The organism is Oerskovia sp. Root22 (assembly GCF_001429135.1).
GTDB classification, from domain to species: Bacteria; Actinomycetota; Actinomycetes; order Actinomycetales; family Cellulomonadaceae; genus Oerskovia; species Oerskovia enterophila.
In genome coordinates this window covers 24,859-49,663 of sequence record NZ_LMIL01000013.1, presented here as the reverse complement: position 1 = coordinate 49,663, position 24,805 = coordinate 24,859, and the positions used below count along the sequence as shown (strand labels likewise).

Here is a 24,805-nt window from a genome sequence, read left to right as displayed (position 1 = left end):
ACGCTTCACCCCCTGGCCACCGACGCCCCGTGCTCCTCACCATGGGCCGGGTCCGCACGACCGTGCGGACGACGCCGCCAGAGACGAGGACGTCCGATGAGCCGCACCCCCCTCCCACCCGACGCCGCCCCCGGGCGCCTCGCCCCCGTCGTCGCGGGCCTCACGACGGCCGCGCTGCTCGCGACCCTCGCGGCCGTGGGCGTCGGAGCCGCCGCGCGCACGGCCCACGCCGCCGAGACCCCGGGCATCCATGTCGCCGACGGCCGGATCGTCGAGGGCGACGGCACCGACCTGGTGCTGCGCGGCGTCAACCACGCGCACACCTGGTTCACGGGCCAGACCTCGTCGATCGAGGCCATCAAGGACGCGGGCGCGAACTCGGTGCGCGTCGTGCTCTCGAGCGGCGACCAGTGGACGCGGAACACCCCCGAGGACGTCGCGCACATCGTCGACCTCTGCGAGGAGAACCGGCTCGTGTGCGTCCTCGAGGTCCACGACACCACGGGCTACGGCGACCAGTACGCGCCCGCGGCGGGCACGCTGGACCAGGCCGTCGACTACTGGGAGGACCTGTATCCCACGCTCGCGGGGACCGAGGACTTCGTCATGGTCAACATCGGCAACGAGCCGTTCGGCAACGACGCCGCGACCAACACGCGCTGGGGTGCGGAGACGTCCGCGGCGATCGAGCGCCTGCGAGACATCGGGTACGAGCACGCGATCGTCGTCGACGCCCCGAACTGGGGGCAGGACTGGACGAACATCATGCGGGCCGAGGCCGACGAGGTCTTCGCGGCCGACCCCGACGCCAACACGATCTTCTCGATCCACATGTACGGCGTGTACGCGCAGGCCTCGACCGTCACGCAGTACCTCGAGCACTTCGTGGACGCAGGCCTGCCTCTGATCGTCGGGGAGTTCGGCTGGCGGCAGACGTCGTCGGACGTCGACGAGGACGTCGTGCTGGCCGAGGCCGAGCGCCTCGACCTCGGGTGGCTCGCCTGGTCGTGGAGCGGCAACACCGACCCGTACCTCGACATGGTCCTGGGCTTCGACCCGGCGAACCCGAGCGCGTGGGGCACGCGCATCGTCGACGGGCCCGACGGCCTGCGGGACACCGCGGTCGAGGCGTCGTGGTTCGGCGGCACGGTCGAGCCCACCGAGGAACCGACCGAGGAGCCCACCGAGCAGCCGACCGAAGGGCCCGAGGACTGCACCGCGGCGCTGCGCATCGTGGGTTCGTGGCCCGGCGGATGGCAGGGCGAGGTCACGGTCACGGCGGGGTCCGCGCCGGTCGACGGCTGGTCGGTCGGCGTCCCGCTCCCGGCGGGAGCCTCGGTCACCCAGCTCTGGGGCGGGGTCCGCACGTCCACGCCCGACGGCGTCGTCGTGACCCCCGCGGCCTGGAACGGAACGCTCGCGGCGGGCGGGGCGGCGACGTTCGGGTTCATCGGGACGGGTGCCGCGCCGTCGGGCACGGGCGTGACCTGCGCGGGGTCCTGACGGGACTGCCGGGCGCTCCTCGCGGGGAGCGCCCGGCGGGACGCGCCGGGGCTGCATGCCCGACGGCGCAGCCTGGGTCGCGTGTTCGGCGCGGCCGGGAGCGACCGAGGTTCACGCCAGCGGCTGGAGCCTGAACAGGCGGACCACCCGGCCCGACTCGCGCTCGTACGCGCGGTACCCCGGCCACTGCGCCTGGATGAGGTCCCACGCGGCCTCTCGCTCGCCGTCGTCCTCGACGAGCGACGCCCGCACCCTCATGTCCCGGCCGCGCACCGTGATCGCGGCGTCGGGGTGCGCCAGCAGGTTGTACGTCCAGGCCGGGTGCCGGTCCCGCGCGAACGACGTCCCGGCCACGATCGCCCGGCCATGGCCGTCGGGCGTGTACATGAGGTAGGTGCTGCGCGGCTCGCCCGACCTCGCGCCTGTCGTGTGCAGGACGAGCGAGGGCACGAGGAGCGCGCTGAGCTGCACGCGACCTCGCGAGACGCGCGCGAGGAAGCGTTCGGCCGGCGGCAGCACGACCGGCCCGATCCTGCGGAACGCCCGCGTGCGCGTGAGCGGGGCGACGAGCGACCGGACGACCTGCAGCAGGGAGGTCATGCCCCCATGATGGCGGGGACGGCTCCGGTGTGCTCGTCCGGGGTGGCCGATCGAGCGGCCGGGTGCGAGGCGAGGGGCGGGATCGACGGGCGCCAGGCATCGGGCCCGTCAGCGCGCCGCGTACTCCTCATCGGTCACGTGCTCGAGCCACGTCGTGGTGGTCGCCGCGTCCTCGGCGTTCTCGAGCATCGCGAGGTGCTCCATGAAGTCGTCCGCGGTCGCGCCGTGCCAGTGCTCCTCGCCCGGCGGGCAGTAGACCGTCTCGCCGGGACGCACCTCGACCACGGACTCCCCGCGGGACTGGACGAGCGCCACGCCCGACACCACGTGCAGCGTCTGCCCCTTGGCGTGCGAGTGCCAGGCGGTCCGTGCCCCCGGCGCGAAGCGCACGAGCGCGACGACCATGCGCTGCGAGGGGTCCTGCGGCAGGGCGATCGGGTCGAGCCACACGTCGCCCGTGAACTGCTCGGGCGGGTTCTTGGTGGTCGCGGGCTTGGTCAGCTTCTGCATCAGAGGTCCTTCTCGGTGGGGGTGGTGGTCGGGCGTCCTGTCGGCCCGGGGCTCCCGGCGGGAGCACCGGCCTGCACCCCGTGGCCCTCGGCGGCCGCGCCGTCGGCCTCCGTGGCGCGCGTGGCGGCCCACGAGGCGAGGAGCTTGAGCCCGTCGTCGGACGACGACCCGGGTACCGCGGTGTAGACGTTGAGCTGCAGGCCGGCGTCCGCGGGCAGCTCCAACGCCTCGTAGTCGAGCTCGAGCCTGCCCACCGCCGGGTGGTGGAAGACCTTGGTCCCCGTCCGGTGGAGCCGCACGTCGTGCGACGCCCAGAGCCGACGGAAGTCCTCGCTGCGGGTCGACAGCTCCCCGACCAGCGCGGTGAGCGCCGAGTCGAACGGGTTCTTCCCGGCCTCGGCCCGCAGGATCGCGACCGCGTCGTGCGCGATCCGGTCGTACCGGTCGCCCCAGAACTCGCGTGCGGCGTCCGGGTCGAGGAACTGGAACCGGGCCGTGTTGACGGGCTTGTTCGCGATCCGCTCGGGCGAGTCGTAGATCGGCGCGTAGAGCGCCCGGCCCAGGGTGTTCGTGCCCAGCACGTCGAGCCGACCGTTGCGCACGAACGCGGGCGCGCCGTCCATCGCGTCGAGGATCCGCTGGACGGCGGGCCGCAGGACCGGCGCCGGAGTCCGACGGGCGCGCGACCGCGCGGCGCCCGACGCGTTGGCCGCCCGCGCCAGGTCGAACAGGTGGCGGTGCTCGGCCTCGTCGAGCTGCAGCGCCTGGGCCAGGGCCTCGAGCACCTCCTCGGACACCCCGCCGAGGCTCCCGCGCTCGAGCCGCGTGTAGTAGTCGACGCTCACCCCGGCGAGCATCGCGACCTCCTCGCGACGCAGGCCAGGGACCCGACGGTTGGTGCCGAACGCGGGCAGACCGGCGCGGTCCGGGGTGATCCGGGCGCGGCGCGTCGTGAGGAAGTCGCGGGTCTCCGCCTTCAGGTCCATGCCTACGACGGTACGACCAGAGGCCGGTGCGGGGGAGGTACTGGTGGTACCCGGGACTGCCCGGGCCCTCGTGAGCCGGGCCCACCCGCTGGCTCAGCGACGCGCCCGGCTCACCGGTGCACGTCGTACGTCAGGCGCAGCGCGCCCGTCTCCGTCGGCTCGGAAGCCGCCAGGCGCCAGCTCGACGCGGGCAGGCCGTCGTCGAACAGCCGCTCTCCCCCGCCCGAGATCTCGGGGCACAGCATGAGGCTCAGGCGGTCGAGCCGTCCTGCGGCGACGAGCTGCCGCAGGATCGACGCGCTCGACATGACCCACACGTCACCGCCGGCCTGCTCCTGAAGGTGCGCGACGACGTCGGGCGGGCTCTGCGCGGTCACGCGCGTCCCCGACCACTCGGCCTCGGTGAGCGTGCGCGAGAAGACGACCTTCTCGACGTCGTCCAGCCAGCGCGAGAACTCCCGGCTGCGCGGGTCCGCGGACTCGTCGCCCGCGACCGCGGGCCAGTAGGAGCGGAACCCCTCGTAGTTCTTGCGGCCGAGCAGGACCGTGGTGCTGGTCCGCATCAGGTCCTCCAGGAGGCCGAACGCCGCGTCGCTCACGGCGTGCGGGGCCACCCATCCCATGTCGTTCTCGCCGCCCGGGCCGTTGATGCGGCCGTCGAGCGAGACGGAGACGTTGCCGACGACGGTGCGTGAGCTCGGGGCCATGGTGCGATCCTCCTGCGGTGGGACTGGTGTCGCACGGTAGACGGGCGCGGGACCGAGAACTCATCGGTCCCGCGGACAGCGCGGAGGCCGGACCGAGAACCGGACATCTCGACCAGCAGGAGGTGCGTGCCGATGCTCTTCCGACAGCAACAGTCATGGCGTCCAGTCGCTACCGCGGGCAATGCCCCCGGTGCTACAGTCTCGCAGTTCACCTCCCCCCAAGACGCGAGGCGCGGTCCATGATCACCCAGCTTGCCCGGTACACCCGACACATGATCCTTCTGACGATCGTCGGGATCCTCCTGATCCTCGTCTCGCAGGCCGGCTCCGACTCGGGGGGCTTCCTCGTGACGGGGATCCTCGCCGTGGTCGTCGGGGTGGGCCTGCTCGTCCTGACCATCGTCGGCGGCCGACGCAAGAGTCGCCAGTGACGGCCCGCACGGGCTCGAGCCGGCGCGCCACGGTCCTTCTCGCCGCCCCGATCGCCCTCGTCCTCGCGCTGTCCGCCTGCTCGGGCGGGGCGGACGAGGCCTCCCCGACCCCCACGCCGTCCGCTCCGAGCGGCGTGCTCGCAGGGTCCGAGCACGGCCTCGCCGTGGGGAGCACGGAGGCCGTCCCGTTCGACGCGTCGGCCGTGAGCCAGGGACCGCAGGCCACGTTCACCACCCCGGCGACGAGCCTCGTCTACGACGGCAAGGGCAACGAGGACCCGGCCGTCGCCCAGGTCGAGCTCACCTCCCTGACCGAGGGCTCGGTCGAGGACCTGAACCTCGACGAGTCGTCGCTCGCTCTCGTCGAGGGCGCCACGCTCTACTACCTGTCGTACAAGCTCTCGTACGTCAACGGTCCCGTGTTCACCATGCCGAACTTCAACTCGTTCGCTCTCCTCGCGGGCGACGAGAACGTCACGGACGACATCTCCAACTTCAGCGCAGGGAACGCCGAGTGCGGCACGGCCTACGAGGTCGAGAACTTCGGGGCCGGCGCCTCCATGGAGACCTGCACCTGGTTCTTCGTCACCGCGGGCAACCCCGCCCCCACCGCCGTGCAGTGGTACTCGCCCGCGATGCTGGACGCGGGACTGACCCCGGTCACCTGGCCCATCGGCTGAGTCCGCGGGGCGCTGCCGCGGCGGTCGGCGCCCCGTCCGCCGCTCCGGATGCGCGAGCCGTGAACGGCTGCAAGGCTCCGAGACATGTCACGATCCAAGCCAGCCTCCCCCGCCATCGTCCGGCAGCAGCAGGCCTTGCGAGACAGCCTGCCGTTCCACGACACCCAGGACTTCGACGACACCAGTCGTGGGCTCCTCGGCCGACGCACCCCGAACGCGGTGACCGCCGAGGACGGCCGCGTCGTCTGGGACAACGACACCTACGACTTCCTCCAGGGCGAGGCCCCGGACACGGTCAACCCGAGCCTGTGGCGCCAGTCCCAGCTCGTCGCGACGCAGGGCCTGTTCGAGGTCGTCGAGGGCATCTACCAGGTCCGTGGCTTCGACCTGTCCAACGTCACCTTCATCGAGGGCGAGACCGGCGTGATCGTGCTGGACCCCCTCATCTCGACGGAGACGGCCGCCGCGGCGCTCGCGCTGTACCGCGAGCACCGCGGGGACCGCCCGGTCACGGGCGTCATCTACACCCACTCGCACGTCGACCACTTCGGCGGTGTCAAGGGTGTCACGACCCAGGAGGACGTCGACGCCGGGCGCGTGCCGGTCCTCGCTCCCGAGGGGTTCACCGAGCACGCCGTCTCGGAGAACGTCTACGCGGGCACGGCCATGGGGCGCAGGTCGGGATACATGTACGGGGCGGCTCTCGCGCGCGGGCCGCAGGGACAGGTCGGGGCCGGGCTCGGACAGACGACGTCGACGGGAACCATCACCCTCATCGCCCCGACCGTGGACATCACCACGACCGGCGAGGAGAAGACGGTCGACGGCGTCCGGATGATCTTCCAGATGGCCCCCGACACCGAGGCGCCGTCCGAGATGCTCGTCTACTTCCCCGACCACCGCGCGCTGTGCGCGGCCGAGGACGCGACGCACAACCTGCACAACCTGCTGACGCTGCGCGGCGCCGTCGTGCGTGACCCGCATGCCTGGGCGCACTACCTCACCGAGTCGATCGAGCTCTTCGGCGACGACCTCGAGGTCGTCTTCGCGTCCCACCACTGGCCCACGTGGGGCAACGCACGCATCCTCGAGTACCTGAACATCCAGCGCGACCTCTACGCGTACCTCCACGACCAGACCTTGCGCCTGCTCAACCAGGGACTGACCGGGATCGAGATCGCCGAGGTCCTCACGCTCCCCCCGGCGCTCGAGAACGCGTGGAGCACCCATGGCTACTACGGCTCCGTGAGCCACAACGTCAAGGCCATCTACCAGCGGTACATGGGCTGGTACGACGGGAACCCCGCGCACCTGTGGGAGCACCCGCCGGTCGAGGCGGGCAAGCGCTATGTCGAGCTCGGCGGTGGTGCGGACGCCGTGGTCGCCAAGGCCCAGACCGCGTTCGACGAGGGCGACTACCGCTGGGTCGCGGAGCTCCTGAACCACGTCGTCTTCGCCGAGCCCGACCACGCCGGGGCACGCGAGCTGCTCGCCGACACCTACGAGCAGCTCGGGTACGGGGCGGAGAACGGCACCTGGCGCAGCGTCTACCTCTCGGGGACGACCGAGCTGCGCGACGGCCCGTTCGGGACGCCCATCGTCACGGTGTCGGGTGACATGGTCGCCCAGCTCTCCCCGACGATGCTGTTCGACGCCCTCGCGATCCAGGTCGACGGGCCGGCGGCGTGGGACGAGAACCTGTCGATCGACGTCGTGCTGACCGACGTCGACGAGCGCTACCGTCTGCGCCTCGCCAACGGGGTGCTCAGCTACAACACGGCCGTCCAGAAGAGCCCTGCCGACGCCACGCTCACCGGGACCAAGCGTGCGCTACCGGTCCTCGCGAGCGGGAACGTCACCCCGGACACGCTTGCCCAGGCGGGCATCGAGCTGACCGGTGACGCAACCGTGCTGGGTCGCCTCGCCGCCGTGCTGGACCCGGGAGACCGGGACTTCGCCATCGTCACCCCGTGACCCGGGCCATGTCCTCACCTGTCGCAGTCCCGTCGCCCCGGTGGCGAGTCGCACCCTCGGTGCCCGTCGCGGCGGTCGTGTTCGTCGTCTACTGCGTGATCGTCGTCGGCCTGATGAAGGTCTCGGGCGTCGGGTACGAGCACTTCTTCGACACAGCGGACACCACGCTGCGCACCGCGGTCCTGCCGCTCGCGGCAGGAGCCGTCTGGCTCGTCGCCTTCCTCGCCTGGGCGCGCTGGGACCACGTGTTCCGGGACGCTCGCCGCCTGCCGACGAGCTGGTTCCTCTGGACGCTGCCGGCCGTCATGGTCCTCATCTCGGTGCTGCACCTCCTGGGACTCGAGTGGAGCCTGTTCGCCCCCGCGCACGTGCTCGCCGTCCTGCTGGCGAGCCTGCTCGTCGGGTTCACCGAGGAGACCCTGTTCCGTGGGGTCGTCCTGCGCTCGATGCGGCAGGGGGAACGGTCCGAGGGCATGGCGATCCTGTGGACGACGCTCTGGTTCGGCGGGTTCCACCTGACCAACCTCCTGCTGAACGAGCCCGGCGCCGTCATCCAGATCTTCTTCGCCGCCCTCACCGGGACCGGCCTCTACCTGGCGCGGCGCGGGACCGGCACGATCCTGGCCGCCATGGCCCTCCACGCGCTCTGGGACTTCTCGTCCTTCCTGGTCGGGGTCCACCCGGCCGACAACGGTGCGGCCATGGGCGCGAACTTCCTCGTCCCGGTCGTCTACGTCCTGGCTGCGGTGACGCTCGTCGTGCTCGTCGTCCGCGAGCGCACGCGGCCCGCCCGCGAGGCGATCACCCCGGCGCTCGTGCCCGACGTCGGGGCGCGCCCGTGAGCTGTGTCCAGCCCGTCGCGGGCTCGCCCGAGCCTGGCTAGGGTCGACGGCATGCCCGCACCTCGTTCCTGGCAGTCCGAGACCGCGCGGCTCGGCAACGCCGAGCCGTCCGACCCCACGGGCTGGTTCGAGCGGCTCTGGTCCTCCGCCACGCACGGCGACATCACCATGCCGTGGGACCGGGTCGATCCGCACCCGGCGCTGGCCTCGTGGACCGGAGCCCCCGCACCGGGCGGCGCGAGCGCGACTGCGGTCGTCGTCGGCTGCGGGCTCGGGGCCGACGCCGAGCACCTGGCCCGGCTCGGCTACCAGACGACGGGCTTCGACGTCTCGCCCACCGCGGTCCAGGCCGCCCGCGACCGGAACCCTGGATCGTCGGTGACCTACGCCGTCGGGAACCTGCTCGACCTGCCGCCCGCGTGGGCGGGCGCGTTCGACCTGGTCGTGGAGATCTACACCGTCCAGGCCGTGAACCGCAGCGTCCGTGACGCGCTCACGGCCGGGGTCCGCTCGCTCGTCGCGCCGGGCGGGACCCTGCTCGCCGTCCAGGGGGCCACACGCCAGCCCGACGACGACGGCCCGCCCTGGCCGTTGACGCGCACCGAGATCGAGGCGTTCGGCCGGGACGGCCTGGAGGCCGTGTCGATCGAGGAGCTCGCGGCGCCGGGTGCTGCTCCTGGCCGGCCCGGGACGTGGCGGGCGGAGTTCCGTCGGGGCTGAGCGTCCGCCCCGGCTACGGTGGGGTCTTTCTGCCCGACCGAGCCGGAGCGTTCGTCCCCCGTGATCTCCACCCTTCTCGTCGCCCACCCGTGGTTCTCCCCCGTGGTCCTCGCCGTGCTCGTGCTCGGCGGCCCGGTCGCGGGGCGCTGGCTGTACTGGCGGCCGCGCACCGCGTGGGTGGTGTTCGCGGCGTCGCTGCTGCCGATCGTGCTGCTGACGCTCGTCCCGACGAGCCGGGAGGTCCTCGAGCGGTGCGCCGTCTCCTGGTACCTGCCGACGTTCGGCCGGGTCGAGCTCATGGCCAACGTGATCCTGTTCGTCCCGCCGGTCCTGCTCGCCGCCGTCGCGAGCCGCCGCCCCGTGGTGGCGCTGGTCGGGGGTGTCGTCGGTTCCGCTGCGATCGAGGCAGTGCAGGCGCTGGCCCCCGGCCTCGGGCGCTCGTGCGACACCAACGACTGGCTCACGAACTCGATCGGCGCGGTGATCGGCGCGGCCCTGGCCTGGGCCGCGATCTGGGCCGCGCGACGGTGGCCGCGACGGATCGGGACCACGGGCCGTCGGTGAGGCGCGTGGCGTGAGGCGCGTTGTGTCCGAGGGGCGCTGGGTGTGGGCGTTCCGCTCCTGATCAGGCGTCGGCCTGGTCCGGGTACCCGGCGTCGTGCGTGTCGGGTCGAGCGCGCGTAGCGTCGAGGGCACAAGCCGTCGTACCGACACAGGAGGGGTGCTCATGGCACGCAAGAAGTCGTGGAGCGAGTTCAGCAGCGGCAAGAAGGCACTGATGGTGGTGGCCTCGATCGTGCAGATCTCGCTCACGGTCGCGGGCTACCGCGACCTGGCCAAGCGCTCCGACGACGAGGTCGAGGGCTCGAAGCTCGCATGGGGCGTGGCGATGCTCGCGAACTGGGTGGGCCCGATCACCTACTTCGCGAAGGGCCGCAAGGGGCTGGGCCTCAACAGCTGAGCCGTCGGGGCGCGGGCCCGCAGTGGCAGGACGACACCGGCGAGAAGCGGTGTGTACGGTCGCCATCCACTCGTAGAAGTCTCGAGGGACGAGGTCGTCGTTCTCCGTCGAACGAGCGAACCGGGCGACGACGTCGGTCGACGCTGCAACGCGCCATCACAGGCCGGAGGCCTGTCGCCCTTTCGCCCTCCGCCTCTGCTCGGCTGGTCACGATGCTTCGCCTCCCGTCGCTGGAGGCCCCACGGTCGGCAGACTGGCGAGCAGGCCACGGAGGAGCTCCACCTCGACGAGCAGTGCTTGCTTGCCGCGCGGGGTGATGCGTGCCCACGTGCGAGATCGGCGCCCGTCGCTGCCCTTGCGGAGTAGATCGGATCAAGACACCTGTTCGCGGCGACGACCCATCGATGGAAGACGTCGCAGGACTGGTGTTCACGATGCGCCAGGGCGCCCTCGACAACGGGCGACAGCATCGACTGGCAGGTAGGCGACGGGCACCGCGCCGGGCGTGAATCTGGGGAACCTACCCCTCGGCGGTGCTCTGCTGGCCGCCGTCCTCCTCGTTCTCCCCGCGCACCCAGGCCGTCCTGAGCGGGGTACCAGCAGAACCTGCCTCATCCGGCGGGCACCTCCTAGCGTGAAAGGCATGACGATGAACCCGATCCCCACTCTGACCTTGAACAACGGCACAGAGATGCCTGCCCTGGGGTACGGCGTCTTTCAGACGCCCCCGCAGGAGACCGTCGACGTGGTCACCGAAGCGCTGCGCACCGGCTACCGGCACATCGACACCGCCGCCGCCTACGGCAACGAGCGCGAGGTCGGACGCGCGATCGCCGGATCCGGTCTCGAGCGCGACGAGGTCTTCGTCGAGACGAAGGTCTGGATCAGCGACTACGGCTACGACGCGACGCTGCACGCGTTCGACAAGTCCGCCGGCAAGCTCGGCATCGAGACCATCGACCTGCTGATCCTGCACCAGGCGCTGCCGAGCCGGTTCGACCTGACGATCGAGGCCTACAGAGCACTGGAGACGCTGCTCGCCGACGGCAAGGTCCGCGCGATCGGCGTCAGCAACTTCATGCCCGACCACCTGACCTCGCTCCTCGAGGCCACATCGGTGGTCCCAGCGGTCAACCAGATCGAGGTCCATCCCTACTTCCAGCAGAAAGACCTCCAGAAGCTGCACGCCGAGCACGACATCCTCACCCAGGCGTGGTCGCCGATCGGCGGCATCACGTTCTACCCCGGCTACGGCGAGGAACGTCGCAGCACCCTCGCGGACCCGACGATCGGCCAGATCGCCACCGCGCACGGCAGGACGCCCGCGCAGGTGATGCTGCGCTGGCACCTGCAGCAGGGCCGCTCCGCGATCCCCAAGTCCGTCACCCCCTCGCGCATCGCCGAGAACTTCGCCGTGACCGACTTCGAGCTCACGGACGACGAGCTGGCCACGATCGACGCCCTCGACACGGGCGTCCGCGGCGGCCCCGACCCCGCCGACATCACGCTCGAGAGCTTCGGCCGCGAGATCCCCGAAGCCTGAGCACCAGCACCGGCCGAGCCTCACCGCACGAAGGAGCCAACCATGCAGTACCGCCCGCTCGGACGCACCGGCGTCCAGGTCAGCCCCCTGACCCTCGGTGCCATGATGTTCGGCCCATGGGGCAACGACGACCGCCAGGACGCGACGCGCATCATCCACCGCGCGCTCGATGCCGGCATCAACGTCATCGACACCGCTGACGTGTACTCCGCCGGCGTCTCGGAGGAGATCGTCGGCGACGCGATCACCGGGCGCCGGGACGAGGTCTTTCTCGCGACCAAGTTCTTCATGCCGATGGACGACGACCCGAATCACCGGGGCGGGTCGCGCCGGTGGATCGTGCGCGAGGTCGAGAGCTCGCTGCGGCGGCTGAAGACCGACCACATCGACCTGTACCAGGTGCACAGGCCCGACCCCGGCACAGACGTGACCGAGACCCTCGGCGCCCTGACCGACCTGGTCCGCCAGGGCAAGGTCCGCTACATCGGCTCGTCCTCGTACTCCGGGTCGCAGATCGTCGAGGCCCAGTGGGCGTCCCGGGAGCGGCGCCTCGAGCGCTTCGTCACCGAGCAGCCGCCGTACTCGATCCTCGTCCGCGGCATCGAGGAGGACGTCCTGCCCGCCGTGCAGCGGCACGGCATGGGGACCTTGACCTACAGCCCCCTGAGCGGCGGCTGGCTGTCAGGCCGGTGGCGCAAGGGGGCCGCGTCCACCCCGACGTCGAGCGCGCGACCCGGTGCCCGCTTCGACATGAGCAGCCCGGCCAACCAGCGCAAGCTCGACGTCGTGGAGGACCTCGCCCTGCTCGCAGAGCAGGCGGGCATGTCGCTCATCGAGATGTCGATCGCCTGGGCGATCCGTCATCCGGGTGTCACGTCCGCGATCGTCGGCCCTCGCACGATGGAGCAGCTCGAGTCGTACCTGCCCGCCCTGGACGTCACGCTCAGCGCCGACGTCCTCGACCGGATCGACGAGCTCGTCGCCCCGGGGGTCACGGTGAACCCCGACGACAACAGCTACGGCGCGCACGAGCTGACTCCCGCGGCACGGCGCCGCTGAACCACCTCTTCCCCGAACCATCCCAGCACCACTGAGAGGCACCACCTCATGCGAGCAACACTCATGTACGGCGCCGGCGACGTCCGCATCGAGACCGTCCCCGACCCCGTCCTCCAGCAGCCCACCGACGCCATCGTGCGCGTCGTGCGGGCGTGCGTCTGCGGGTCGGACCTGCACCCCTACCACTCCATGCCCGGCTCTACCCAGGGCAACCCGATGGGCCACGAGCTCATCGGCGTCGTCGAGGAGACCGGCAGCGCCGTGACGAACGTCAAGAAGGGCGACTTCGTCATCGCCCCGTTCGCGTTCTCCGACAACACCTGCGTGTTCTGCCGTGAAGGATTCCAGACCTCCTGCGTGCACGGCGGATGGTACGGCTCCCCCGAGACGGGTGGCCTGCAGGCCGAGCTCGCCCGCATCCCGCTGGCCGACGGCAGCCTCGTCGTCGTCCCCGACGTCGACCCGGCGACCGCCGACGAGGGCCTGCTGAACTCCCTGCTCACCCTGTCCGACGTGTACCTCACCGGCTACCACGCGGCGCACATGGCACAGGTGCAGCCCGGCCAGATCGTCACCGTGATCGGTGACGGCGCCGTGGGGCTCTCCGCCGTGCTCGCCGCCAAGCAGCTCGGCGCGGAGCGGATCATCCTCATGGGCCGGCACGCCGCGCGCACCGACCTGGGGCGTGAGTTCGGCGCGACCGACGTCGTCGCTGAGCGTGGCGCCGAGGGCATCAGCAAGGTCATGGACCTCACCGGAGGCGAAGGCTCGCACGCCGTGCTCGAGGCCGTGGGCCACATGCCCGCCTACGAGCAGGCCTACGGCGTCGTACGCCCCGGCGGGATCATCTCCCGCGTCGGCGTCCCCCAGTACGAGGACGCCCCCGTCGGTTTCGGGTCCCTGTTCGGCAAGAACGCACGCCTCGCCGGCGGCCCCGCTCCGGTGCGCGCCTACCAGGAGGCAGCGATCACGCAGGTCCTTGCCGGGGAGATCAACCCGGGCAAGGTGTTCGACGCCACCCTGCCGCTCGAGGACGTCGCCGAGGCCTACCGCCTCATGGACTCCCGCGAGTCCCTCAAGGTCGCCCTGCGGCCCTGACCACCAGAGGGTGGGCGCCCCGGCGCCCACCCTCTTCCCGTTCTGTGTCCCCGACCCCACCCGAGGAGTGGTCATGGCTCCCACACCGTCCGCACGCGCCCACCACGACGAGCTGTTCCCCGACCACGTCTCGACGCTCGCCCAGACCGACCCCGAGCTCGTCGAGTACTTCGACAGCTTCGCGTTCGACGAGGTGCAGCGCGACGCACCCCTGCCGGTGCGCACCCGGCTCATGGTCCAGCTCGCCGCGCTCATCGCCTGCGGTGCCGTGAACGAGTACCGCACGATGGCCGGCGCCGCACTGACCGTCGGCATCACGCCGGTCGAGGTCAAGGAGGTCGTCTACCAGGCGGTGCCGTACGTCGGCATGGGCCGCGTGCTCGACTTCCTGCACGCGACGAACACCCTCCTGACCGAGCACGGCGTGAGCCTGCCGCTGCCCGGCCAGTGGTGCGGGCACTGCACCGTAGGCCGTGCCCATCATCGGATGCGCCGTCTGCGCGCCGTCAGCCTCGGGTGCACGCGCAGCGAGCGGTAGCTACGCGTTGCGTACAGGATCCCAAACCTTCGAAGGGCCCCGATTGCCCCCACGGTCTCGGGCCTCGACCAGCCCATGCACACGCCGACCTCCATCCATGTCGGGCCCCGCTTGTGCTCTCGGTGGTACGTGGAGACGAAGGCGATGAGCTGGCGGGCGACGTCGTCTCGGACCAGACCTTCGTCGTCGAGCACGAACGATTCGCCCCTCTTCTTGCCGGCGGTGATCGAGATGCATCGATCAGGTCGACAAACGTCATGGCGGCACGGTAGGCGCGACACCTCCGCCACCGGCGCTTGGCCGTGCGCTGTCGCCGTGGACAGACACAACGGCGCCTCACGCTTCGGCGCCCACCACATGCGGGTCAAGGGCGCCGAACCGACCGTCATCCCCAGCGCCAACATCGCCGCTGGCCAGCTCGAAGTACAACCTCCCCTCGCGCGCGATACCTCTGCGATCTCGACGTCGAGGACCCGCTGGATAGGGGGGGCGACGTCCGACGCATCGACCGTCTCTGTATGCAACGGCCGGGCATGAAGGATGCCTGCGGACACGAGCATCATCTTCGAGAACCGGTGATCAACCGGTTGACCAAACCTCGTAGCGGCGCTACCGTTCTGCGCAACCGCTTAACCACGACGATAGGTAGCAATGGACCAGCGAGGGTTCTACCAGCCGACGGACGCCTGGGTGGGGGATGTTATCCCCTGGCAGGAGGACGGTGTCTTCCACCTCTTCTACCTGCACGAGACGCGCCGCACCCCGAAGGACGGCATGCCGTGGCACCGGGTCGTGACCAACGACCTGGTCAGCTTCCGCGATGCTGGGGAGGCGCTCGCCTCGGGAGGCCCGTCCGCTGCAGATTTCAACGTCTACACGGGCAGCATCGTCCTCGATGTCGAGGGGACGCACCACGCGTTCTACACCGGGCAGAACCCTGCCCACGTGGGCACGGACGGGCGACCGCTGCAGGTGGTGATGCACGCGACGAGCCGCGACGGTATGCGGTCCTGGAAGGGCCGCACTGAGGAGACGTTCGGCGCGACACCGGGCTACGAGACTGGGGACTGGCGCGACCCCTTTGTGTTCTGGGACGCCGAGAGCGGTCTGTGGCGCATGCTGATTACAGCCCGTCACGACCACGGACCAGAGCGTCGACGGGGCGTCATTGCCCAGTGCGTCTCGCGTGACCTCACCACGTGGGAGGCGGCGGAGCCATTCTGGGACCCGCGCCGGTACGTCGCTCACGAATGCCCCGAGGTGTTCCAATGGGGCGAGTGGTGGTATCTCGTCTACTCGGAGTTCAGCGACGCCTTCACCACGCGCTACCGGATGGCCCGCAGTCTGGACGGTCCATGGATCGTGCCGGAGCGCGACACGCTCGACGGGCGCGCATACTACGCCGCCAAGTCTGCCGAGCGCGACGGCCGCCGATTCTTCTTCGGCTGGATCGCCTCCCGCGAGGGCGCGACCGATGACGGGGCGTGGCAGTGGGCGGGCACGATGTCGGTGCTCGAGGCAGAGCAGCGCGAAGACGGCACGCTCGCCTTCCACCCCACCCGTGAGCTGCGCGACACGTTCGCCGAGCCGGTAGACGTCGTCCCCGCCGGGACGACACTCAGTGCCCCCGACGGTCACGCGAGCGTCCTCTCGCCCGAGGACGTGCCGACCGCGTTCCGGCTCACCGCCCGGTTCGACGTCGCCGAGGGCACCAGGGAGTTTGGTCTGCTGCTGCGCGCGAGCGCGGACGGCGACGAGGGGTACGTGGTGCGCCTTGAGCCGCACCGTCAACGCCTTGTCTTGGACCGGTGGCCACGCCGACAGACCGGCACCGAGCAGTGGCAGATCTCCGGCGACGTGCCGTTCGCCATCGAGCTTGAGCGCCCGTGCACGCTCGAACCCGGCGAGCACGAGCTCGAGGTGATCGTCGACGGCGACCTGTGCGTCGCCACGGTCGACAACTCGACGGTGCTGAGCACCCGGCTGTACGACCGGCCGACCGGCCGCCTCGGCGCGTTTGTCGGCGAGGGCACGGTGACCCTCACCCAGTTCTCCGTCTCCACGCCCGACGACGCAGCAACCGGTTCGCTCGCCGCGCCACCCCTTGCCCTGTCCACCACCTGACAACCCCACCCCAGCACAGCCTCTTGGCGTCAATCAAAGGAGATTCCGACATGCCTCGTCCCACCCGCACAGCGGCCTTCCTCGCCACCCTCACCGCCGCGTCGCTCGCCCTCTCGGCCTGCGCGGGCGCGGCGACCATCGCCGACCCCACCGACGTCAACCCGGAGGGGGAGATCGTCCCGCGCGAGATCTCCTGGCTGCTGTCCCGGCCGGCGGACGGTGGCGTGATCGCGGCGATGGAGCAGATCGCCGACGAGTACGCCGCCGACCACCCCGGCTTCTCCCTCAACCTCATCACGACGCCGGACCGCCCCTCCTACATCCAGAAGTACGAGACGCTCGCCGCCGCCAACAAGCTGCCCGAGCTCTTCGACACCGACGCGACGCCGTTCGCCCAGAAGCTCGCCGGCCAGGACCGCATGGTCGACATCGACGTCCTGCTCGACGACCTCGGTCTCGCCGACGACTACCGCGAGGCGGCGCTCAACTACCAGCGCTTCGACGACGGTGCCCTCTACATGGTCCCGTTCGAGTTCCAGCTCGAGGTTTTCTGGTACAACTCCGCGCTGCTTGAGCAGGCCGGCACGCAGATCCCGGCGACGCTCGACGACTTCCCGGCGATGTGCACGGCCCTGCGGGGTGCGGGTATCACGCCCATCGCGCTCAACGGCCAGGACCAGTGGCCGCTCGAGCGCTACATGGCGTACTACCCGTTCCGCATGACGGGGACCGACTACATCCGGGACCTCAAGAACGGCGACGCGTCCTTCGCCGACCCGACCGGGCAGGCCGCCGCCCAGTGGCTGTACGACCTCGGCCAGGCGGGGTGCTTCCCGGAGGGGTTCTCCTCGACCGGGTACGCGGACGCCCAGGCGCTCTTCACCTCCGGCAAGGCCGCCGTCTACAACATCGGCACGTGGGAGCTGAGCAACCTCGCCACCGAGGCGCTCAACCCCGACGTGCGGGACACGGTCGACTACTTCACCCTGCCGACCATCGACGGAGCCGTCACGGCCGACAACGAGTTCGTCACGCCGTCGGGCATCGGGATGGCCGTCAACGCCCAGACCTACGACCCACTCGTGCGGGACTTCCTCGGCTTCGCCCTCGAGCGCTACCCCGAGCTCTACGCGGCCACCGGCGCCCTGTCGCCGACCACGACCGCCCAGACGACGATCCCCGCCGACGCCACCGAGCTGTACTCCCGTCTCGTGGCCCTGGCGGACGAGGTGGGCCCCGCGATCGCGATGCCCTGGGACACCCAGCTCGACCCAGCTACGAACACGCGGCTGCAGCAGGAGCTGACGCTCCTGGTTCAGGGTGACATCACGCCCGACGAATTCGTCACGACCATGGACGCGGCTCTGGCGGAGAACCTGCGATGACCGAGCTCACACAGTCCGGGGTGGGTGAGGCGTCCACGCGCCCGTCCCGGCGGGGGACGAGGAAGCCGGTGCGGACCTCGATGCTCCCGCGCCGCTCCGGGATCTCGGTGCTGGTCTTCCTTCTCCCGCCGCTGCTCGTGTACGGCGTCGCCGTGCTGCTGCCGATCGGGCAGTCGCTCGTCCTGAGCCTCTTCCGGTGGGACGGCATCACCGACATGTCCTTCGTCGGCGCCGACAACTACGTGAAGATGTTCACCCGCGACGACGTCTTCTGGACCGCGTTCGCCAACGCGCTCGGCTACCTCGCGATCTGCCTGGTGCTGCAGCTCGGCGGGGCGCTGGTCGTGGCCGGGCTGCTCACGGCGCTGCCCAGGGCACGCGAGCTGGTCAAGACGCTCTACTTGCTGCCCGCGGTGATCTCCACGGTGGCGATCGCCCTGCTGTTCCAGCGGATCTACTCGCTCGAGCCGGTTGGCCTGCTCAACCAGATCCTTGCCTGGGTCGGTCTGGAGAACCTGCAGACCGCGTGGCTTTCCAACGTCAACACCGTGCTGGCCGCCGTGTCGATCCCCGAAGGCTGGCGCTTCACCGGCCTGTACATGCTCATCATCTACGCCGCGCTCGTCGCCGTCCCGAGCGAACTCGAGGAGGCCGCTCGGTTGGACGGCGCGTCGTGGTGGCAGGTGTTCTGGCGCATCCGCTTCCCGTACATCCGCCCGGTCTGGATCACGACCACGGTGATGGCGACGACCTTCGCGTTGCGGGGTTTTGACATCCCGTACCTGCTCACCAACGGCGGCCCCGGGCAATCCTCGGAGCTCCTGACGACGTACATGTACAAGACCGCATTCGTGCACACCGACTACGGCTATGCCAGTGCGATCTCCGTCTTCATTGTCCTGGAGTGCCTCGTCGCCGTCGGCCTCATCTTCCTGCTCTTCCGTCGAAGGGACGACTCGTGACCGCGCCAGTACTCACCGTGACCGCCAAGCCCACGCCGCCGGCCCGGCGCAGCGCGCGTCGGGCCCCCAGCCGTTCACCTCGACTCCGTGTACAGCGCACACTGCTGACCGTGACCGTCGCGCTGATCGTGGTGGTCCAGGTGTACCCGCTCCTGTGGCTTCTGCTGACGAGCTTTCGAACGGCAGCGGACTTCGCCGGCGGCAACCCGTTCGCGCTGCCTTCCGAGTTCACCCTCGAGAACTACACCCGGGCCTTCGCCACTGGAAACCTCGGCCTGAACGTCGTCAACAGCCTCGTCGTCACGTTGGGGGCAAGCGCCCTCATCGTCGTGGCAGGCATGATGGCCGCCTTCGCTCTGCAGGTGCTCGGCTTCCGCTTCAGCGGGTTTGTGCGGGGCTTGTTCCTGCTGGGGATCATCGTGCCAGTGCAGATCGCACTCGTCCCGCTGTTCATCGACTATTCGAGAGTCGGGCTGCTCGACACGCACTTGTCGATGATCATCCCGCTGGCCGCCTTTGCCTTGCCGATGGCCGTCTACCTGTTCTCCTCGTTCTACGAGTACATCCCGCGGGAGATGTATGAGGCCGCTTCGCTCGATGGTGCTGGCCCCTACAGGATCTTCGGGCAGATCACTCTCCCGTTGTCGGTAAACACGATCATCACAGTGGTGCTGGTCAACAGCATCTTTATCTGGAACGACTTCATCTTCGCGAACACCTTCGTACTCTCCGACGGGCTGAAGACGATCCCTCTCGGTCTGCAAAACTACATCGGCGCCATGGGCAACACAGACTGGACGGCCACCTTCGCCGCCGTGTGTGTCACCGTGACACCGTTGCTGCTGGTATTCCTCGTCTTGAACAAGGCGATGATCAATGGACTCGAGAGTGGGGCGACCAAGGGATGAGCATGACAGGCAACGGCAAGCACGGAGCGAACATCACGATGCGCGACGTCGCGAAGCTCGCGGGCGTCTCGGTCGCCACGGTCTCCCATGTGGTGAACGACAAGCCCGGAGCCCGCATCGGCAAGGACGCCCGGCGACGGGTGCACGAGGCCGTCGAACAGCTCGGCTACCGCCCTAACGCCCTCGCGAAGACCCTCTCCCGCGGCACGTCGGCGTTCATCGGCCTCGTCGCCGACGAGATCGCCACGACCCCGTTCGCGGGACAGATCATCCACGGGGCGCAGGACGAGGCGTGGAAGCACGGCTACGTGCTCCTGGTGGCCAACACCGACGGCAACGTGGCTGCCGAGAACGACGCCATCGCGATGATGCTCGAGCACCAGGTGCGCGGGATCCTCTACTCCACCTGGTACCACCGCGAAATCATCGTCCCCGAATCGCTGCACCAGACCGACACGATCCTCGTCGACTGCTACGCCGAGGGCAGCGGGCTGCCCGCCGTAGTCCCCGACGAAGAGCAGGGCGGGCGAACCGCCACCGAGGAGCTCCTCGCCGCAGGCCACCGCCGCATCGCGTTCCTCAACACCACCACCCCATCTCCTGCCCAAACCGGTCGTCTGGCCGGGTACCGCGCCGCGCTCGAGATGGCCGGGGTCGGCTTCGACCCCAAGCTCGTCTTTCCCGTAGCACCCGAGCAAGAGGGTGGCTACGCCGCAACATCGCGAGTCGTCGAGTCCGGCGCGACCGCCGTCTTCTGCCACAACGACCGGGTGGCGATGGGTGTCTACGACGGCTTGCGCGAGCGCGAGCTGCGCATCCCCGACGACATCGCGGTCATGGGATTCGATAACCAGGACGTCATCGCCGCCCACCTGCGCCCGACCCTGTCCACGGTCGCGCTGCCGCACTACGAGCTCGGCGCTGCAGGGGTCCGCATGCTCCTCGGCATGGACCCCGCCCCCGATGATCAGCCCCATCTCATCGCCTGCCCACCAGTCCGCCGGCACTCGGTCTGAGGAGATACTCCCGTGCCCACGACGAACACCGAAGTGCCCCGCCCCCGCTACCACTTCACCCCCCGGCGACACTGGATGAACGACCCGAACGGACTCGTGCATCACGGAGGCCTGTGGCACCTGTACTTCCAGTACAACCCGGAAGGTCCCGACTGGGGCAACATGAGCTGGGGCCACGCAACCAGCCCCGACCTGAAGCACTGGACCGAGCACCCCGTCGCGCTGGCTCACCGGGTAGGCGAGCAGATCTTTTCCGGCTCCGTCGTTGCCTCACGTACGGGCAACGACGTGCTCACCGCGTACTACACCAGCGCTTTTGACGACGGACGCCAAGCACAGTCTCGTGCGACCAGTGACGACGGCGGGTTCACGTGGCAGACCGATCCCGGGAACCCAGTCCTCGACCGAGGCACCACCGCCTTCCGTGACCCCAAGGTGATCCGCTACGACGACGGCCTCACCGCCCGGTGGATCATGCTCACCGTCGAGGCGGACGACCGGCAGGTCCTGCTCTACGCCTCCGACGACCTGGCGTCCTGGGAGCACCTGAGCACCTTCGGGCCCCTGGGCGCAACAGGCGTCGTGTGGGAGTGCCCCGACCTGATCATGCTGCCTCTGGACGGCGACATCGACGATCCCCGGTGGGTCTTGCTGCTCAGCACGAACCCGGTCGGTGACGAACCCGATCCTGCGGGGTCGTCGATGCACTACGTCGCTGGGCGCTTCGACGGAACCACCTTCATCCCGGACTCCCCTGAGCTTTGCCTGCTCGACCACGGACGCGACTACTACGCAGCGGTTACGTTCGACAACGCCCCGAGCCAGGAGGCCGTCGCCATCGGCTGGATGAGCAACTGGCGCTACGCGCACGTGTTTCCCTCGAAGCCGTGGCGCGGAGCGATGTCGCTGCCACGCCTACTGTCGCTGCGCACCGTCGACGGGCGACCTACCCTCGTTCAGGCACCGCCACACTTCGTCCGCGAACACCTCCAAAGCACATCACCCACCCCCATCGTCGTCGCCGACCGCGCCACTGACTTCCCGCTCACCGGGCACTCGCTGCTCGAGCTGTACTGGGACCCCGCGACCACCGGCACGCTCCGTCTACGGCTACGCGGGGACGTGGACGCATTCGTGGACCTCGTCCACGATCCCCGCCGCGAGACGCTGTGCCTCACTCGCGGTGGCCCGGCGGCCGAGGCGGTGCACCCCGACTTCCCGTCCACGAGCACCGTCCCGATTCCCGGAGACCGCCCCACACGTCTGCTCCTTAGCCTCGACGGCCCCCTCCTGGAACTCTTCGTCGACAACGGTGAAGCGACCGCCTCGAACCTGATCCTCCTCGGCGCCGGCAGCGTGACCGCGAGCCTCGAGGCGGCACGACCAGGAACCGTGCACGTCACCGCGATCGAGATCGGAATGTCCACCAACATCGACGCACTCGTGCCCGCCGCGCACGACTAACCAGCCCCTCCCTTCTCCACATCGCCCCGTCCACCACCGCCCCAACCAGGGTGGACGCTATGTCGCGCGCCCATCCACGAGAGGAACTAGCAATGACGCCGTCCATCTCACGTCGCACCGTGCTCCAGGGAGCAGGCGCCGGAGCAATCGCCCTGTTCCTCAGCGGCGCCATGTCGCCCACAGCCCGAGCAACAGTCCCGGGTTCGCTCCGCGCCGTCTACCACATGACCCCTCCGACCGGCTGGCTCTGCGACCCGCAACGCCCGGTCGCCACACTCGGCGCCTACCAGCTGTACTACCTGCACTCCGACCAGAACAACGGCCCCGGCGGGTGGGACCACGCAACCACGACCGACGGTGTCGCCTACACCCACCACGGCACCGTGATGCCCCTGCAACCCGACTTCCCCGTGTGGTCCGGATCAATGGTCCTCGACACCGCGAACACGGCAGGCTTCGGTGCGGGAACCGTCGTCGCGCTTGCGACCCAACCGACCGACGGCATCCGCAAGTACCAGGAGCAATACCTCTACTGGTCGACCGACGGCGGCTTCTCTTTCACCGCCCTGCCCGAACCCGTCATCGTCAACACCGACGGCCGCACCGCTACGACCGGCACGGAGATCGAGAACGCCGAGTGGTTCCGCGACCCAAAGATCCACTGGGACGCCACCCGCGAAGAGTGGGTCTGCGTCATCGGACGGCTGCGCTACGCCGCCTTCTACACCTCGCCGAACCTGCGTGACTGGACGCTACGACGCAACTTCGACTACCCGAACCACACCCTCGGTGGCATCGAGTGCCCCGACCTTTTCGAGATGACCGCCGAAGATGGCACACGCCACTGGGTGCTCGCCGCCAGCATGGACGCCTACGGGGCCGACCTGCCGATGACGTACGCCTACTGGACTGGCACCTGGGACGGCGAGCAGTTCCTTGCCGACGACCTCACCCCCCAGTGGCTCGACTGGGGCTGGGACTGGTACGCGGCTGTCACCTGGCCGTCGATCGACGCACCCGAGACGAAGCGGCTCGCCATCGCATGGATGAACAACTGGAAGTACGCCGCCCGCGACGTCCCCACCGACGCGACGGACAGTTACAACGGGCAGAACTCGATCGTTCGTGAGCTGCGGCTTGTCCGACAGCCTGGTGGTTGGTACAGCCTCCTGAGCAGTCCCGTGGCTGCGCTGGCGAACTACGTCGTCGCCACCACCACCCTGCCCAACAGGACCATCGACGGCAGTGCCGTCCTTCCGTGGAGCGGGCGCGCGTACGAGATCGAGCTCGACATCGCCTGGGACGCCGCCACGAACGTTGGCATTTCCGTCGGACGCTCCGCCGACGGCTCCCGACACACGAACATCGGCAAGCACGGAGCAGACCTCTACGTCGACCGTGGTCCCTCCGACCTCGCCGGGTACTCGCTCGCGCCCTACTTGCGAGCCGCAGCCCCCATCGACCCCGGCGCTCGATCTGTGCACCTGCGCATCCTTGTCGACACCCAAAGCGTCGAGGTCTTCGTCAACGCCGGTCACACCGTGCTCTCCCAGCAGGTCCACTTCACCGAGGGCGACACCGGGATCTCGCTCTACACCGACGGCGGCCCCGCACACTTCACCGGCATCACAATCCGCGATCTCGGAAAGGCGATCTAAGCCATGCCAACCAAGACCTCCGCCGAAAGCCACCCTGAAGAGGAATCTGACACGCGTACCGAGCACGTGCTCATGGTCGGCGAAGCGCTGATCGACATCGTGCACCGCGCCGACGGCAGCGTCGACGAGCACCCCGGCGGCAGCCTCGCCAACGTCGCCCTCACCCTCGGACGGCTCGGCCGCAACACACGCCTGGCCACGTGGCTCGCGACCGACACCCATGGCGACAGGATCCGGGCCTGGCTCGACGACTCCGCCGTGATCCTCACCCCCGGCAGCTCAGGCGCTGGCTCCACGAGCCGCGCCACCGCCCACCTCGACGCCCACGGAGCCGCCACTTACGAGTTTGACCTGGAGTGGCGCGTCCCGGCTGGCACCGCCCCGGACGCAGGCACCCTCGCCGTGCACACCGGCTCAATCGCCGCCGTCCTCGAGCCTGGTGCGAGCGACGTGCGCACGCTGGTGGCCGCCGCACGCGCCACGGCCACGATCACCTACGACCCCAATGTCCGCCCCGCTCTCATGGGCGACCCAGCAGACGCGCTCGCCCGGATCGAGGCGCTCGTCGCGCTCGCCGACGTGGTCAAGGTGAGCGACGAGGACGTCACCTGGCTCGCGCCTGGGGCGGACCCGGTCGCCGTCGCGCACCAGTGGCTCATGCTCGGCCCGGCGCTTGTCGTCGTGACGTTCGGCGGCGAGGGCGCCCTCGCCGTAACCGCCGCGGGCGAGCAGCGCGTCGCCGCACCGCGCGTGAACGTCGTCGACACCGTCGGCGCGGGCGACTCTTTCATGGGCGCGCTTATCGACGGGCTCTGGGACGCCGGCCTTCTCGGCGCGGACCGCCGCGACGCGCTGCGCGCGATCACACCGGTCACTCTCGCCACACTGCTCGACCGCTGCGTCGCCGTCGCAGCCGTCACCGTCTCACGCGCCGGGGCCAATCCCCCATGCAGTACGGAGCTCTCGTCCACGAACACCCGCCGCAAGTAGCTGACGACCAGCAAACCGGAACGCACGAGGTCGTGCCGTCAACCACCATCCGGTAACGATGAAAACGGTCGTGGAGCACAAGATCCAGCCGCCACTTGCCGAAGCAGAAGGCGTGATCACTTCCTACTGTGTGGGCACGACCGTGT

Annotated in this window: 24 protein-coding genes; 20 read left to right on the top strand and 4 right to left on the bottom strand. The window is 69.8% G+C overall.

The window, feature by feature from the left end; all coding sequences use genetic code 11:
* Positions 1-96: 96 nt before the first annotated feature.
* Positions 97-1,503: a cellulase family glycosylhydrolase gene (locus ASE15_RS18975; protein ID WP_056765126.1), complete on the top strand. Its 1,407-nt coding sequence runs from the start codon at positions 97-99 to the stop codon at positions 1,501-1,503.
* A 111-nt stretch (positions 1,504-1,614) separates the two neighbouring features.
* Here the strand turns inward: ASE15_RS18975 and ASE15_RS18970 are convergent, their stop codons facing one another.
* From ASE15_RS18970 to ASE15_RS18955, 4 genes are all read right to left on the bottom strand, one after another.
* A complete protein-coding gene (locus tag ASE15_RS18970; RefSeq protein WP_056765123.1) occupies positions 1,615-2,103 on the bottom strand; it encodes a nitroreductase family deazaflavin-dependent oxidoreductase in 489 nt (162 codons plus the stop codon).
* Between the two features lie 108 nt (positions 2,104-2,211).
* Positions 2,212-2,613: a cupin domain-containing protein gene (locus ASE15_RS18965; protein ID WP_056765120.1), complete on the bottom strand. Its 402-nt coding sequence runs from the start codon at positions 2,611-2,613 to the stop codon at positions 2,212-2,214.
* Positions 2,613-3,599 (bottom strand): helix-turn-helix transcriptional regulator, encoded by a 987-nt coding sequence (locus ASE15_RS18960; protein ID WP_082618608.1) that lies wholly within the window; start codon positions 3,597-3,599, stop codon positions 2,613-2,615. Before ASE15_RS18960 ends, ASE15_RS18965 begins: the two co-directional genes overlap by 1 nt.
* 110 nt (positions 3,600-3,709) lie before the next feature.
* Positions 3,710-4,306: a dihydrofolate reductase family protein gene (locus ASE15_RS18955; RefSeq protein ID WP_056765117.1), complete on the bottom strand. Its 597-nt coding sequence runs from the start codon at positions 4,304-4,306 to the stop codon at positions 3,710-3,712.
* Between the two features lie 239 nt (positions 4,307-4,545).
* On the opposite strand from ASE15_RS18955, the gene ASE15_RS20995 reads away from it, so the two are divergent.
* The 19 genes from ASE15_RS20995 to ASE15_RS18865 all read left to right on the top strand — a co-directional run bounded on the left by ASE15_RS20995 (position 4,546) and on the right by ASE15_RS18865 (position 24,659).
* Positions 4,546-4,737 carry a hypothetical protein gene (locus ASE15_RS20995; protein WP_157257707.1) on the top strand — a complete coding sequence of 64 codons (192 nt, stop codon included), beginning with the start codon at positions 4,546-4,548 and terminating at the stop codon, positions 4,735-4,737.
* Positions 4,734-5,417 (top strand): hypothetical protein, encoded by a 684-nt coding sequence (locus ASE15_RS18950; protein WP_056654117.1) that lies wholly within the window; start codon positions 4,734-4,736, stop codon positions 5,415-5,417. The genes ASE15_RS20995 and ASE15_RS18950 overlap by 4 nt, the downstream gene beginning before the upstream one ends.
* A gap of 84 nt (positions 5,418-5,501) precedes the next feature.
* A complete protein-coding gene (locus ASE15_RS18945; RefSeq protein ID WP_056765114.1) occupies positions 5,502-7,391 on the top strand; it encodes an alkyl/aryl-sulfatase in 1,890 nt (629 codons plus the stop codon).
* A gap of 8 nt (positions 7,392-7,399) precedes the next feature.
* A complete protein-coding gene (locus tag ASE15_RS18940) occupies positions 7,400-8,233 on the top strand; it encodes a CPBP family intramembrane glutamic endopeptidase (RefSeq protein ID WP_157277286.1) in 834 nt (277 codons plus the stop codon).
* Positions 8,234-8,284: 51 nt separating this feature from the next.
* On the top strand, positions 8,285-8,953 hold the full coding sequence (locus ASE15_RS18935; RefSeq protein ID WP_056765109.1) for a bifunctional 2-polyprenyl-6-hydroxyphenol methylase/3-demethylubiquinol 3-O-methyltransferase UbiG: 669 nt from the start codon (positions 8,285-8,287) through the stop codon (positions 8,951-8,953).
* A gap of 60 nt (positions 8,954-9,013) precedes the next feature.
* On the top strand, positions 9,014-9,517 hold the full coding sequence (locus tag ASE15_RS18930; RefSeq protein WP_056765106.1) for a VanZ family protein: 504 nt from the start codon (positions 9,014-9,016) through the stop codon (positions 9,515-9,517).
* A 163-nt stretch (positions 9,518-9,680) separates the two neighbouring features.
* Complete coding sequence (locus ASE15_RS18925; RefSeq protein WP_056654376.1) at positions 9,681-9,914, top strand: hypothetical protein; 234 nt, start codon at positions 9,681-9,683, stop codon at positions 9,912-9,914.
* Positions 9,915-10,557: 643 nt separating this feature from the next.
* A complete protein-coding gene (locus ASE15_RS18920) occupies positions 10,558-11,457 on the top strand; it encodes an aldo/keto reductase (protein WP_056765103.1) in 900 nt (299 codons plus the stop codon).
* Between the two features lie 42 nt (positions 11,458-11,499).
* Positions 11,500-12,516: an aldo/keto reductase gene (locus ASE15_RS18915; protein ID WP_056765099.1), complete on the top strand. Its 1,017-nt coding sequence runs from the start codon at positions 11,500-11,502 to the stop codon at positions 12,514-12,516.
* Between the two features lie 48 nt (positions 12,517-12,564).
* Positions 12,565-13,614 (top strand): zinc-dependent alcohol dehydrogenase family protein, encoded by a 1,050-nt coding sequence (locus ASE15_RS18910; protein WP_200955978.1) that lies wholly within the window; start codon positions 12,565-12,567, stop codon positions 13,612-13,614.
* Positions 13,615-13,687: 73 nt separating this feature from the next.
* Positions 13,688-14,152 carry a carboxymuconolactone decarboxylase family protein gene (locus ASE15_RS18905; RefSeq protein ID WP_056765096.1) on the top strand — a complete coding sequence of 155 codons (465 nt, stop codon included), beginning with the start codon at positions 13,688-13,690 and terminating at the stop codon, positions 14,150-14,152.
* A 651-nt stretch (positions 14,153-14,803) separates the two neighbouring features.
* On the top strand, positions 14,804-16,276 hold the full coding sequence (locus ASE15_RS18900; protein ID WP_056765093.1) for a glycoside hydrolase family 32 protein: 1,473 nt from the start codon (positions 14,804-14,806) through the stop codon (positions 16,274-16,276).
* A 50-nt stretch (positions 16,277-16,326) separates the two neighbouring features.
* Positions 16,327-17,661, top strand: coding sequence for an ABC transporter substrate-binding protein (locus tag ASE15_RS18895; RefSeq protein ID WP_056765089.1), 1,335 nt, complete (start codon positions 16,327-16,329; stop codon positions 17,659-17,661).
* Positions 17,662-17,741: 80 nt separating this feature from the next.
* Positions 17,742-18,623: a carbohydrate ABC transporter permease gene (locus ASE15_RS18890; protein ID WP_056765331.1), complete on the top strand. Its 882-nt coding sequence runs from the start codon at positions 17,742-17,744 to the stop codon at positions 18,621-18,623.
* Complete coding sequence (locus tag ASE15_RS18885) at positions 18,620-19,531, top strand: carbohydrate ABC transporter permease (RefSeq protein WP_369800651.1); 912 nt, start codon at positions 18,620-18,622, stop codon at positions 19,529-19,531. Before ASE15_RS18890 ends, ASE15_RS18885 begins: the two co-directional genes overlap by 4 nt.
* A gap of 2 nt (positions 19,532-19,533) precedes the next feature.
* Positions 19,534-20,547: a LacI family DNA-binding transcriptional regulator gene (locus ASE15_RS18880; protein ID WP_082618605.1), complete on the top strand. Its 1,014-nt coding sequence runs from the start codon at positions 19,534-19,536 to the stop codon at positions 20,545-20,547.
* A gap of 12 nt (positions 20,548-20,559) precedes the next feature.
* Entirely contained in the window at positions 20,560-22,011 is a 1,452-nt protein-coding gene (locus ASE15_RS18875) for a glycoside hydrolase family 32 protein (protein ID WP_157277285.1), read from the top strand.
* 92 nt (positions 22,012-22,103) lie between these two features.
* A complete protein-coding gene (locus tag ASE15_RS18870) occupies positions 22,104-23,669 on the top strand; it encodes a glycoside hydrolase family 32 protein (protein ID WP_056765078.1) in 1,566 nt (521 codons plus the stop codon).
* A 3-nt stretch (positions 23,670-23,672) separates the two neighbouring features.
* On the top strand, positions 23,673-24,659 hold the full coding sequence (locus tag ASE15_RS18865; RefSeq protein WP_082618604.1) for a carbohydrate kinase: 987 nt from the start codon (positions 23,673-23,675) through the stop codon (positions 24,657-24,659).
* The last annotated feature ends 146 nt before the right edge of the window (positions 24,660-24,805 follow it).

Coding starts and splice junctions, on each gene's coding strand:
- ASE15_RS18935 (WP_056765109.1), top strand. CDS start 8,285: ATGCCCGCACCTCGTTCCTGGCAGTCCGAGACCGCGCGGCTCGGCAAC.
- ASE15_RS18880 (WP_082618605.1), top strand. CDS start 19,534: ATGACAGGCAACGGCAAGCACGGAGCGAACATCACGATGCGCGACGTC.
- ASE15_RS18905 (WP_056765096.1), top strand. CDS start 13,688: ATGGCTCCCACACCGTCCGCACGCGCCCACCACGACGAGCTGTTCCCC.
- ASE15_RS18925 (WP_056654376.1), top strand. CDS start 9,681: ATGGCACGCAAGAAGTCGTGGAGCGAGTTCAGCAGCGGCAAGAAGGCA.
- ASE15_RS18890 (WP_056765331.1), top strand. CDS start 17,742: ATGCTCCCGCGCCGCTCCGGGATCTCGGTGCTGGTCTTCCTTCTCCCG.
- ASE15_RS18940 (WP_157277286.1), top strand. CDS start 7,400: ATGTCCTCACCTGTCGCAGTCCCGTCGCCCCGGTGGCGAGTCGCACCC.
- ASE15_RS18955 (WP_056765117.1), bottom strand. CDS start 4,306: ATGGCCCCGAGCTCACGCACCGTCGTCGGCAACGTCTCCGTCTCGCTC.
- ASE15_RS18910 (WP_200955978.1), top strand. CDS start 12,565: ATGCGAGCAACACTCATGTACGGCGCCGGCGACGTCCGCATCGAGACC.
- ASE15_RS18915 (WP_056765099.1), top strand. CDS start 11,500: ATGCAGTACCGCCCGCTCGGACGCACCGGCGTCCAGGTCAGCCCCCTG.
- ASE15_RS18975 (WP_056765126.1), top strand. CDS start 97: ATGAGCCGCACCCCCCTCCCACCCGACGCCGCCCCCGGGCGCCTCGCC.
- ASE15_RS18870 (WP_056765078.1), top strand. CDS start 22,104: ATGACGCCGTCCATCTCACGTCGCACCGTGCTCCAGGGAGCAGGCGCC.
- ASE15_RS18960 (WP_082618608.1), bottom strand. CDS start 3,599: ATGGACCTGAAGGCGGAGACCCGCGACTTCCTCACGACGCGCCGCGCC.
- ASE15_RS18965 (WP_056765120.1), bottom strand. CDS start 2,613: ATGCAGAAGCTGACCAAGCCCGCGACCACCAAGAACCCGCCCGAGCAG.
- ASE15_RS18865 (WP_082618604.1), top strand. CDS start 23,673: ATGCCAACCAAGACCTCCGCCGAAAGCCACCCTGAAGAGGAATCTGAC.
- ASE15_RS18920 (WP_056765103.1), top strand. CDS start 10,558: ATGACGATGAACCCGATCCCCACTCTGACCTTGAACAACGGCACAGAG.
- ASE15_RS18900 (WP_056765093.1), top strand. CDS start 14,804: ATGGACCAGCGAGGGTTCTACCAGCCGACGGACGCCTGGGTGGGGGAT.
- ASE15_RS18945 (WP_056765114.1), top strand. CDS start 5,502: ATGTCACGATCCAAGCCAGCCTCCCCCGCCATCGTCCGGCAGCAGCAG.
- ASE15_RS18970 (WP_056765123.1), bottom strand. CDS start 2,103: ATGACCTCCCTGCTGCAGGTCGTCCGGTCGCTCGTCGCCCCGCTCACG.
- ASE15_RS18895 (WP_056765089.1), top strand. CDS start 16,327: ATGCCTCGTCCCACCCGCACAGCGGCCTTCCTCGCCACCCTCACCGCC.
- ASE15_RS20995 (WP_157257707.1), top strand. CDS start 4,546: ATGATCACCCAGCTTGCCCGGTACACCCGACACATGATCCTTCTGACG.